The 10,712-nt window shown below is 59.2% G+C and carries 10 protein-coding genes and 3 pseudogenes; all 13 read right to left on the bottom strand.

The annotated features are described in order from the left end of the window. A partial coding sequence (gene tnpB, locus C9413_RS20035) for an IS66 family insertion sequence element accessory protein TnpB (protein ID WP_170250809.1) occupies positions 1 to 290 on the bottom strand: 290 nt, incomplete at its 3' end. Between the two features lie 107 nt (positions 291 to 397). After that, positions 398 to 1,965: pseudogene (locus C9413_RS20030) on the bottom strand (IS66 family transposase). 53 nt (positions 1,966 to 2,018) lie between these two features. Continuing rightward, the gene (tnpB, locus tag C9413_RS20025) at positions 2,019 to 2,372 is read right to left on the bottom strand and encodes an IS66 family insertion sequence element accessory protein TnpB (protein WP_040114347.1); all 354 of its coding nucleotides are present in this window, start codon (positions 2,370 to 2,372) and stop codon (positions 2,019 to 2,021) included. Beyond that, positions 2,353 to 2,819: pseudogene (locus C9413_RS20020) on the bottom strand (transposase). The gene tnpB (C9413_RS20025) and the pseudogene C9413_RS20020 overlap by 20 nt, the downstream one beginning before the upstream one ends. A 366-nt stretch (positions 2,820 to 3,185) precedes the next feature. Next, positions 3,186 to 4,749, bottom strand: a pseudogene (locus C9413_RS20015) (IS66 family transposase). Positions 4,750 to 5,054: 305 nt separating this feature from the next. Further along, positions 5,055 to 5,348: a helix-turn-helix domain-containing protein gene (locus tag C9413_RS33615; protein ID WP_223844078.1), complete on the bottom strand. Its 294-nt coding sequence runs from the start codon at positions 5,346 to 5,348 to the stop codon at positions 5,055 to 5,057. Continuing rightward, the gene (locus C9413_RS33610; protein ID WP_223844051.1) at positions 5,333 to 6,421 is read right to left on the bottom strand and encodes a recombinase zinc beta ribbon domain-containing protein; all 1,089 of its coding nucleotides are present in this window, start codon (positions 6,419 to 6,421) and stop codon (positions 5,333 to 5,335) included. The genes C9413_RS33615 and C9413_RS33610 overlap by 16 nt, the downstream gene beginning before the upstream one ends. Then, positions 6,312 to 7,139 carry a recombinase family protein gene (locus tag C9413_RS33605; RefSeq protein WP_040114348.1) on the bottom strand — a complete coding sequence of 276 codons (828 nt, stop codon included), beginning with the start codon at positions 7,137 to 7,139 and terminating at the stop codon, positions 6,312 to 6,314. The genes C9413_RS33610 and C9413_RS33605 overlap by 110 nt, the downstream gene beginning before the upstream one ends. Next, positions 7,136 to 7,669: a hypothetical protein gene (locus C9413_RS33600; protein ID WP_223844052.1), complete on the bottom strand. Its 534-nt coding sequence runs from the start codon at positions 7,667 to 7,669 to the stop codon at positions 7,136 to 7,138. The genes C9413_RS33605 and C9413_RS33600 overlap by 4 nt, the downstream gene beginning before the upstream one ends. A gap of 93 nt (positions 7,670 to 7,762) precedes the next feature. Further along, positions 7,763 to 7,894, bottom strand: coding sequence for a hypothetical protein (locus C9413_RS34255; RefSeq protein WP_267285105.1), 132 nt, complete (start codon positions 7,892 to 7,894; stop codon positions 7,763 to 7,765). Positions 7,895 to 8,248: 354 nt separating this feature from the next. Next, on the bottom strand, positions 8,249 to 9,250 hold the full coding sequence (locus C9413_RS19985; protein ID WP_040114350.1) for an ABC transporter ATP-binding protein: 1,002 nt from the start codon (positions 9,248 to 9,250) through the stop codon (positions 8,249 to 8,251). After that, positions 9,243 to 10,253 (bottom strand): ABC transporter ATP-binding protein, encoded by a 1,011-nt coding sequence (locus C9413_RS19980; protein ID WP_040114351.1) that lies wholly within the window; start codon positions 10,251 to 10,253, stop codon positions 9,243 to 9,245. The genes C9413_RS19985 and C9413_RS19980 overlap by 8 nt, the downstream gene beginning before the upstream one ends. Further along, the coding region (locus tag C9413_RS19975; RefSeq protein WP_170250808.1) for an ABC transporter permease subunit at positions 10,250 to 10,712 on the bottom strand (463 nt) is incomplete at its 5' end. The genes C9413_RS19980 and C9413_RS19975, both read right to left, overlap by 4 nt.

Raw genomic sequence — 10,712 nt, 5'->3', positions numbered from 1 at the left:
GCCGTCGAGCAACCAGTGCAGTTGCTCGGCATCGAGCGGCACCACCGTCTCCTGCCGCCGCACCAGCGGAACTTGTCTTCCGTCAGCGCCTTCAACACCAGCACAAAGCCCGACCTATCGAAGAACAGCAACCAGGTGCGGCGGCGATTGCAGAAGGCAAACACCGCGCGCTCAAACGGATTGAGGCCAATAGACTGCTCGACCAGGATCGCAAGACTACTGATCCCGGCGCGAAAGTCGATCGGCTCCCGGTGGAGATAGACGCGCAGATCATCAGCCAGCCGGAACATCGCAACGCCCCAACGCTTCGATCATCGCCGACAGAACCGTAAGCGCGATTTTCCCCGCACGTTGACGCCGCCTTTCGGCGTTTGATTTAGGAAAGCGTAGCGCTGGATCAGGCGGCAGTGGCAGTTTTGGGGAAGTTGAAGGGCAGCAGGTCGGTGGTATCGGCGTCGTCGGCGCGCTGAGGCAATTCGGTGAGGACGTGGCGCAACCAGGCTAACGGCTCGACGCGCGAGGCGCGGCAGGTCAGCATCAGGCTGTAGACTACGGCACTGGCCTTGGCTCCATCCACGGTGTCGCTGAACAGCCAACTCTTTCTGCCAGTGGCAAAGATTTTGATATCGCGTTCGAGAAGGTTGTTGTCGATCGGCATCCTGCCGTCTTCGGCGTAGCGCGTCAGATATTCCCATTGGTTCCGAGTGTAGGATACGGCATAGCCAAGCTTGCTGTCCGGCCTTCGGGGCGATTTTATCGAGCCATTCCTTGAGGGCGTTCAGGACGGGGATGCTATGTTGCTGGCGGAAGCGGCGAATGCATTGATCTGGCGTTTCGCCTCTGTCCGGTTTTTCGTCCCGCGCCTGCCTTTCAACCCGGTAGAGCTGTTCGAAGAACCGGAGCGCCTGCTCCGGCGGACCGCCGCCCTTCTTCCTCGCCTTGAGGGCATCGACAAAGCGCCGCCTCGAATGGCCATGCATCCAATATGGGTTGCGCCCTCCAGTGTGCGCCAGGCGGAATAGCCGTCGCTTATCACTATACCGCGGTAATCGGCGAGAAAGGCCTGCGGGTCTATCTGGCCGCGGCCCGGCTGATAATCGAGAAGCACGATCGGCTCGTCACTGTCCTCGCCACTCCGATATGCCCACATATACGATGTGCTGGTGGCCTCCCTATCCTTTCCTTCAGGACCTGAACCGTCGTCTCGTCGCCATGAATGAGGGGCTGTGATCTGAGCCGCAGTTTCAGTGCGTCATAGATGCGATGCAGATGCTTCTCGCTCGAGCCGATCACCCAGTGACCCAGAGCGCCTCGGCTGACAGGAACACCGGCGCGTTCGAAGGCCTGCGCCAGACGGTAGAGCGGTGTGCCGTCGACGTATTTGTGAACAAGAGCAAAGGCCAGCGTCGAGGCCGTAGCGATGCTGCCCGGCAAGGGCTGCGTCGGCATCGGCGCGGTCACAACAGGCGTGTTGATCCCGGTGCGGTCGCAATGACGGCAAGCATATTTGAACCGCACATTTTGTAGGACCTTAGCCTTCACCTCGATATGAAGTTGCTCGGTAACGGTCTCGCCCATGCGGTGCATTTGGCCGCGGCAGCAAGGACAAGCCTTCTGATCGTCGGGAAGGTCATACTCGACGCGCTCGCGCGGCAGATTTTGCGGCAAGGCCTTGCGGCCGCGCTTCTTTCCCGTCGCCCCTTCTGTCGCCGGCAAGCCCGTGTCTGGCAGGGCAACGACATCGCCATCTTCGTTGTCGGCGGCGTCCTCATCAGCGGCCTGTTCAGCTTCATTGGAGAGGCGGTCAATTTGCTTTTCACTCTTCGGCGCAAAACGATGCAGTCGTGCAAGCGCCAGCTCTTCCTCGAGTTTGACGACGCGCTCTGTGAGCTGACGGTTCTCCGCCTGCAGCGCAGCAATACGCGCCATCAACTCTTCAACAGTCGGTTCGCCGGTTCGATTCATCGTAGTTTTGAATCTGAACCGTACCGCCGCGTCAACCGCAGAATTCGCCGCCGTCAGCCAGCAACCTGATATTGCCGCACCGGATGGCGAACCATCGCATCGATATCGATGCCGTCGAGAATCCAGTGCAATTGCTCCGTCGTCAGCCGCATCACCGTTTCCTGACGCCGGGGCCAGCGGAACTTGTCCTCGGTCAACCGCTTCAGGACCAGCACAAAGCCCGATCGGTCGAAGAACAAGAGCTTCATCCGATCGCGATGGCGATTGCAGAAGGCAAAAACCGCTGGAGCAAACGGATCGAGTGCCATCGTCTCCTGGACCAGAACCGCAAGGCTGTTGATACCAGCCCGAAAGTCGATCGGTTCGCGATGCAGGTAGACCTGAAGGTCAGCGCCCAGTCTGAACATGACCCAGTGCTCCCATGATCGCCCTCAATGCATCCACATCACAGCATTCTAGCGTCAACTTCACGCCGTTCGGCAGTGACGCGCTCACCTTGGCTGGAGAGGAAAAAGGCGCAGCCCTTTTGACCCACGCACTCCATCGCAAGTCCCCGGCACATCCACCGCAGCCATGCTGCTCTGTCGCAGCAAGGCCCGATCGGAAGTGCTTTCAATCTGAACCGGGATAAACGCCGGTGATGAGGACGGCGGAAGGGACTGGGTCTCCGTGCGTTTCTTCATCCACTTCCGAAGAAGGTTCGCATTGACCCCATGTTCGAGCGCAAGCTTCGATACCGACACTCCAGGCTCAAGGCAGGCCGTGACAGGACGGTCCTTCGATGCCGGGTCGTAACGGCGTCGCCCGTCCCGACCAACAAGCCTTACCCGTAGTTTCTGATCATCGTCTTCCATCACAAGGTGTCCACCTATTTTGGTGGACATCTAATGCATCAGAGCACTCAACAGCAAAAGGTGCCGGGAAATTCGCGCTTACACAGAACCTGAGCATCCGCATCTTCAAGCTCAGCCGTACACCGTTCGGCAGCGACGCCTTCAGCCGCACCCGTGGCGATGTCGGCCGAGCCGACGGAGCCGGCGGTCGCGCAATCGGCGCGGCCTCAACAACCGGAACAAAGGCCGACGGCGCGCAAGGCATTAGTGGTCAACGCGTTCTCCGCCTGCCGGCGCGGACGCAGCCTGATCCAGTTGCGCAACTGATTGGCGTTCACCCCGTACTCGAGCGCAAGCCCTGCAACGTAAGCGGCAAGGCGAGGCCGTTCAGGCGGCGTAGTTCCACGGCATGAGGGCGTCGATTTCGCTGCTCGGCCAGCCATTGGCGCTGCGCTCGAGGGTCTGGGTGAGCCCGGCAAGCGGATGGCGTTGTTCATCTTTGCCGTCTGCACCAGCGTGGCGATGGTTGCCCAGCTCCTGCCGCCGCCGTCGCTGCCGGCGAAGAGCGAGTTCTTGCGTTTGCTCGCTCGACGATGTTGGAGTCGAGTTCGATGCGGCCGTCGGTGAGGAAGCGTTCGAAGATGGCGCGACGCGAGATGGCATAGCGGAGCGCCTCGGCCAGTTTCGATTTGCCGGAGATGCGCGGCAGGGTTTGCTGCCAGAGGGCGAAGAGGTCCGCGACGACTGCTGCAGAAGCCTCTTGGCGCGCCGCGGCACGGGCATCGGGACCTTGGCCGCGCACGGTCTCTTCGATCTGCCAGAGCGTGGCCATCTTCTCCACCGTCGCCGTTGCAACCTTTGAGCTTTCGCTGGCATGAAGCTCGTAGAACTTCCGCCGACTGTGTGCCCAGCAGCCTGCTAGCAAAACGCCGTCATGGCCGCGATCGGCGCGGACCAGCTTGTTGTAAGCGGCATAGCCGTCGACTTGGAGAATGCCGCGGTAGCGGTTCAGATGCCGGGCGACACACTCGCCGGCTCTACTATCCTCGAAGCGATAGGCCACCATCGGCGGACCACTGCCTCCGAAGGTCCGGTCATCCCTGGCATAGGCCCAAAGCCAGGCCGTCTTTGTCGATCCGGATCCAGGAGCGAGGGTCGGCAAAGTGGCTCGTCGGCGAAGATCCGCTCCCCCTTCTTGATCTCATCAAAGAGGTAGTCGGAGAGGATCTCGAGCTCGAACCCGAGCTTGCCCATCCATTGCGCCATCAGCTTGCGGTCGAGCTCGACCTTGTCGCAGGCGTAGATCGCCTCCTGCCGATAGAGTGGCAGGCCATCGGCATATTTGGAGACAGCGATCTGGGCCAGAAGCGCTTCCGTCGGAATGCCGCCCTCGATGATGTGTGCCGACGCCGATGCCTGGATGACGCCGTCCTCATTTTTGAGGCATACTTCGGCCGGCGATGACGCGGAACTTCGCCGGCACCACATCCAGCCGCTCCGACACGTCCTCGCCGATCAGCACCTTCTGCTTGCCGACATGTTCCGGCAGATCTTCAGGCTCGAGGACCACTTCGACCCGCTCCAGATGCGGTGCGAAGCCCTTGCGCGGCCGCGGCGGACGTTTGCCTTCTGAGCGCTCGCGGCCTTTGTTGACCTGTGCCTTGATCGCGGCGATGCCGGTCTCGATCTCCTCGAAGACAAAGGCCTGCTGCTCGTCGTCAGTGGTGGGGGAGCCGAGCTTTTCCGATCGGCGGCCGAAGCGGGCACGATCGAAGGCCTTCAGGATCTGCGTCAGCCGCTCGATGCGCTCATCGGCATCGGCATTGCGCGCCTTGAGATCAGCGATTTCGCTCTCCAGGGCATCGGCCCGCGCCGCCTTCTCGGCCATGGCAAGCACCATGGCTTTCAGCGCGTCAACATCGTCTGGGAGGTTGAGATCGGGCGGCGTCATCGTTTCGACAGAGCACATTTTGCTCCGGTTTTCCTGCCCTTTCAGGCTGCTGATTCACTTCGCCGCAGGGCTTTTACCCAACAATCTCCGGCGGCTTGACCGGCACGGCCCGAACCCGCTTCCAATCCATGCCATCGATGAGCGTCAGAAGCTGAGCATGGTTAAGCTGGATCCGATTATGGCCGATCCGCGGCCAGCAGAACTGCGATTTTTCCAACCGCTTGGCGTAAAGGCAGACGCCAGAGCCGTCCCACCAGACGATCTTGACTCTGTCCGCACAGTGCGCTTCATAATGCATCCCTCTGTTAGAGTCCGGGCAATCGGACAACTTTATCATATTGATAATCCTCGTAAAACTTCGGGCGTCGATCGACGACACCCTGCACCCCTATCCGGACGGCTTCCGAGGATAATGCTTCGACGGGAACCATCCACGGCGAGCCTGGAAGGATTTGCGTTGCGGGTAAAATTCCTCTCTGCACCAGGCTCTTAGCCGATCCGACACAAATGCCGAGTTTCTCCGCCGCTTTCATCAAGCTGATCATCGGTACGTCCACTTTGGTGGCATCGTATTCGGGAATTGCTAGGCGCTCGCGCATGTCGCGGACACGTACGGTCGTCCAACTCTCGCCATCACCGGTCTTGCAGTGCATTCTATTGAGCGACACCGCAAGTTCCCGATCTGGCCATGTCCACCCAGTTTGCGCAGGGCCTCGACTGCCGACGGCGCCATCTCACTCGGATATCTGCCGGTCTTGACGCGCGCGACGCGGACCTCAGTATGACGACCACCGGTCCAATGGATTAATAGCACGGCCTCGTTGGTCGCATTGTCGAGATTGCAGACGATCTCCTGAACCAGGATATGGATAAGCCGCTGTTTCGTTCGAGTATCTGTAGCTGTCGCATTCCATGCGGTCGGCAGATCATGAGCGAGTTGCAGGAGCCGGCCACGATCGATGGCAGGGCGTGCGGCTGACAAGGCGGACAATTCCTTGATCTTCTGCTCAAGCACCTTCACACGCTCCAGCGCATCATTCCATCGCGCTTCCAACTCACGAGCGACATGCCGCTTGGCTGGGTCCACAAGCTCATACCTGCGACTGGCCAGCAGGGCGTCGTAGCGTGCGCCTTCGAGGTCCCGCTCGATTGCCGCAATGATGTCTCTTTGGGACCGCTCGACTTGATCGGAGGCGAATATTGCCGCTTCGACGGCACGATCCGACACCGCTTCCAGAATCTGGAGGGCGACAGCGCGGTCGACCCTGACGCCGCCAATGCCGATACAAAGGCCGACACCCACATGAGCATCATCGCCGCGGCACTGATATCGATGGGCGTTGCCTTTTGCACTGCCGTAAAAGACGCGCATCATTCGGCCACAGCGGCCGCATCGCATCAGTCCCGTCAAAAGAGCACGGCCGCCACGCGCTGATTTGCGATCGCAATTCTTCTTCATGTGCGCGTTCTCAGTCAGGAGCTTGTAGTTCTCCTCATACTCCCGCCAACTGATGTAACCTTGATGATTATCGCGCAGCAGCACGCTCCATTCGCCCCGGGGTTTACGCACCCCAGTGGCCTTGCGAGCGCGACCATCGACGATCCGCGTTCGCTGCGCGCGTCTTCCGAAGGCGTAGGCGCCCGCATAGAGTGGGTTGTGGAGGATCTGCATGACGCTGTGGTAGGCTGGCGCTTTCCAGACTAGTTTGCAGACGTCGACATTGCGCAGGACGACAGGCATCTTGATATCGGCCGACCGCCAAAAAGACCTGTCGTCCGCTTCCCAGTTCCCGGAATTTGGTAAAGACAAGCCTGATCGTCTCAGCTACGTGTTCGTCCGGATCAATCTCTATCTTGCCCACCTCGCTCCAGCACAAGCCCGGAGGCAGCATGAACCTTAGTTCCCCACGTCCGGCCTTGGAATCGCGGGCGGCGATGCCGCGTTGTCGCATCAAGCTAAGCTCGTACTCCGACATCGTGCCTTTCAATCCAAGCAGCAAACGATCGTTGACAAGCCGCGGATCATAGGCGCCGTCCGGATCGATGACCAGCGTACCAGCAAGCGCGCAAAGGTCGATCAGATGATGCCAGTCCCTACCATTGCGCGCCAAGCGTGATGCCTCGATGCAATAGACCGCACCCACATCGCCGGAGCAGACCTGTGCCACAAGCCGTTCGAACCCAGGGCGCTCCATGCTGCCCGAACCGGAACGGCCAAGATCGTCATCGATTACGGTCACCGATGCAAAGCCGGTCGTTGTGGCAGCTCCAGCAAGGTCATACTGCCGACGCTGGCTTTCGAGATTACTGGTGACCTGCGTCATAATCGACTGCCGGACGTAGACCACAGCCGCACGTCCCAGATGGTCAGGCGTGATCTTCGTGTTCATTTACGCCTCCCGTCTTCGTCGTTGTGTTTACCTCCAATGCCTCCAGCAGAAGATCTGCCAACGCCTCCACCAACCCCTTGACGTTCTTGACCGGCACCTGATGATTTTGGCGCTCCAGCTCCAGGACGAGCTGATCGCGATTTTGATGTCGCCTGCTTCGCATCACCCTTCTCCTTCTTCTTTGAAGGACGGGATCTTGCGCCTCCTTTGCGAGTCGCGCCGAACGACGCCAGCGCGGCCGCCAGTTCGTTGAGGCCAGCGATGCTGATCTCAGGCAGCCCTAGCGCCATGGTGGAGCAGTAGCTTTGATCGAACATCCAATTCGGCAATTCGCGGCACAGATCCGGACGCTCATTCGTGTAGATGCAGGTCAAACTCTTGCCGCGTCTAAACGGCGAGACCTGCACCTTCTTCCCGAACAGCGGGTGCCAAGGATAGGCAATCGTCGAAAAGCGAGAAACGTATGCAGAATGTCGGTCGTTGGGCCCGTTTGGCCCGGAAGACGTAAAGCGCACCGTTGAACGGATCATTGCCGGCATCCCGCACCAGCGACAGCAAGCTGTCCGGGCCTTTGCGGAAGTCCACCGGATGACTGGCGAGGAACACCTTCACGCCGGAGGGGATCATGCCGAACGGACCGCCCGGATCACCCGCTGCAAGTGCGCCTCGTCGACATCTGCGCCGGCGCGCACGACAATGTCGCCAAGGACAACCTCGATATGGAAGGTTCTAGTTCCAGAACTAGGCGCAGACATAGAAGCTCACTTCGGCTCACAACGTGCGCTATCGATATCCGACCGCTAACCCCCTACGCCAGACGGGGTCCCCTTGCCGCTTACCCTGCAACCGACACCCCCGGCTCAAAGCATGCATCGATCAAGCGCTCTTCCTCGACCGGATCAAACCGCCGCTTACCATTACGAAGAGGCATTTTCCGCGGCTGCTTCATGTCAAAGTGTCAAAGCGCGGGCAAAGCAGAAGTTCTAAACGAGCCCCCTGAAAAGCCCGACTGCCAACATCTGGGGACCGTGGGCGTTCGTCGCGCTCATATCAGATCTATTCCGGCGCGCGCCCCACGTCCGCCGGACATAAAAGCCCTCAAACCACGATTATGTCGCCAGCCAACAGGCTGATCGGTGTTGCGGTCCTATTTCGATTGCTGGCGGCTCCTGCTGTCGGCAGCGGTTGAACGCGAGGGAGCAGCGCGGATGGAACCGACAGCCCTTCGGGACCCGAGCCGCACTGGGAATCTCCCCCCGCAGGGCTTGGATAGCACCTCGATCTGCGGTATCGCGAACCTGTGGCGTGGCGTTCCGGAGCGCTACTGTATACGGATGCTGGGGGTTCAAGGTGATATCGTCAGCACTGCCGATCTCGACCACACGTCCGAGGTACATAACGGCGATGCGATCGGCGATTAGCCAGGCGAGCGGCAGGTCGTGAGTGATAAACAGCAGCGCTAGATTTTGTCGGTCCCGCAGGTCGATCAGAGTCTGCAGGATTTGTGCGCGGATCGAAACATCCAGCATCGATACGGGCTCGTCCGCGACAATGAGTTCCGGTTTGACGACAAGGGCCCCCGCTACGACGACTCGCTGACGCTGACCGCCTGACAGCTCGTGTGGAAATCGTGCGAAGAAATCCTCGGGAGGGTTCAAACCAGCGGCCGAAAGAGCGTCGCTCACCCGTTTGGTGAGCTTCTCATTGTTCTCGACGAGCCGCAGCGACCGCAACGGTTCTGCCACCGCGTCGAACACGGTGTGTCGTGGATTGAGCGCTTGATAGGCATCCTGGAAAATCATCTGCACTCGATGCCGATAAGGACGTAGCGCCGAAAAGCCGCGCACGCTTGTCATATCATCACCATCGAAAAGCAACTTGCCGCCAGTTGGCTGCACGAGCTTGGTGATGACGCGGCCTATGGTGGTTTTGCCACTACCTGATTCACCCACGAGGGCAACGATTTCACCGCGAGCGACGGTCAGGTCGACTCCGTCTATCGCACGTACGCCGCCCCTTGGTCGTCCTAAGATACCATCAAACAATCCACCCTGTAGGGGAAAGCGGACTTGCAGGTTCTCTAAACGCAGAATGTCGGCGATGTTAGGCATGAACTGGAACCTTGTCTGCTTGTCTCAACGATCTGTGAAGATGGCAGGCGACCCGTCCTTGGCCGCACCTCTCAAGTTGAGGATCTTCGATCATACAAATTGACATGGCAGACGGACAGCGTGGATGAAATGGGCAGCCTGAAGGGCGCTTCACCAAAGTCGGAGGGTCGCCCGGGATCGGCCGAATTATTCTTTTGTCCTTTGCCGGGCTTGGAATCGATTCGATCAGGAGCCGAGTGTAGGGGTGCTTAGGTTCGGCAAATATCTCTGCGACGGTGCCGTCCTCGACGATCCGTCCGGCATACATGATCATGACACGATCACAGGTCTCCGCAACCACGGACAGATCATGTGTGATCAAGAGGAGAGCGAGATTAAACTTCGATCTCAATTCGACTAGCAGTTTGAGAACCTGCGCTTGGTTAATTACATCAAGGGCCGTAGTCGGCTCGTCACCGATGACTATTGACGGGCTACAGGCCAACGCCATAGCGATCATCACTCTTTGCCGCATGCCGCCAGACAGTTCGTGTGGATAGGAAGCACCACGATCCGCAGGGATACCGACTAGTTCAAGGAGTTCCCTTGCTCTTGCCCTCGCATCGTCACGTGACATGCCATTCAGCATGCACGGCTCGGCGATCTGCTTAATAATTCGGTGAACGGGATTAAGTGCGTTCATCGCTCCTTGAAATACAACGGAGATTTCGCTCCAGCGGTATGGGCGCATCGCTGCATCATCGTTGATCGGCAAGCGCGTACCGCGGTAGCGTACCTCGCCGCCGTTGACCCGCGCGTTGGGCGAAAGCAGACCTGCAATGCTCATCGCAGTCGTGGTCTTGCCACTACCCGATTCCCCAACGAGGGCTACAGCTTGTCCGGCCAGCAGATCAAAGCTTATGTCATGGATGGCACGCAGCGAGATGGCCTTCATCTCATAGTCTACGGAGAGATTGTCAATTGAAAGCAGCGAGGCAGTAGGATTCTGAGAACTTTTACTCATGGAATGGTCCTCCGGCGGGGATTAATTGTATCATCGAGCGCATTGCCCAAGAGGACGAATCCAAGTGAAACAATGAGCACGCACACACCCGGTGCGCCGAGATACCACCAGGCTCCAGCACTGGCAGCGCCGGCGCGTTGCGCCAAGGAAAGCAGAGTGCCCCAGGAAGGCTGTAGCGGATCGCCGAGCCCGATAAATGAAAGAGAGGTCTCGATAGAGATCGCATTGGCAACAACGAGTGCGCCGTTAGCAGCGATCTGCGGCAAGAGGTTGGGCAGGATGTGCCGCACCATAATGCTGAAATCACTGCTACCCACCACTCGTGCCCGATCGACGAAGGGACGTCCCCGAAGGGCCAGAATCTGGCTGCGGATGATACGAGCGATAAAGGCCCAACGAGGGAAACCGATAACCGCAATGACAACGACTAGGAGGAGACGAAAGCAGAGGAGTACGAGG

This window comes from Rhizobium sp. SEMIA 4085 (genome assembly GCF_013004495.1).
Classification (GTDB): domain Bacteria; phylum Pseudomonadota; class Alphaproteobacteria; order Rhizobiales; family Rhizobiaceae; genus Rhizobium; species Rhizobium gallicum.
Note: the sequence above shows the minus strand (reverse complement) of the source record. Positions and strands in the feature narration are given on the sequence as shown.

Bases quoted from the DNA above. Each gene is read 5' to 3' on its own strand.
- tnpB (WP_040114347.1), bottom strand. From the start codon at position 2,372: ATGTTCAGACTGGGCGCTGACCTTCAGGTCTACCTGCATCGCGAACCG.
- C9413_RS33615 (WP_223844078.1), bottom strand. From the start codon at position 5,348: ATGCGCGAGCGCCTAGCAATTCCCGAATACGATGCCACCAAAGTGGAC.
- C9413_RS33610 (WP_223844051.1), bottom strand. From the start codon at position 6,421: ATGCAGATCCTCCACAACCCACTCTATGCGGGCGCCTACGCCTTCGGA.
- C9413_RS33605 (WP_040114348.1), bottom strand. From the start codon at position 7,139: ATGAACACGAAGATCACGCCTGACCATCTGGGACGTGCGGCTGTGGTC.
- C9413_RS33600 (WP_223844052.1), bottom strand. From the start codon at position 7,669: ATGATCCGTTCAACGGTGCGCTTTACGTCTTCCGGGCCAAACGGGCCC.
- C9413_RS34255 (WP_267285105.1), bottom strand. From the start codon at position 7,894: ATGTCTGCGCCTAGTTCTGGAACTAGAACCTTCCATATCGAGGTTGTC.
- C9413_RS19985 (WP_040114350.1), bottom strand. From the start codon at position 9,250: ATGCCTAACATCGCCGACATTCTGCGTTTAGAGAACCTGCAAGTCCGC.
- C9413_RS19980 (WP_040114351.1), bottom strand. From the start codon at position 10,253: ATGAGTAAAAGTTCTCAGAATCCTACTGCCTCGCTGCTTTCAATTGAC.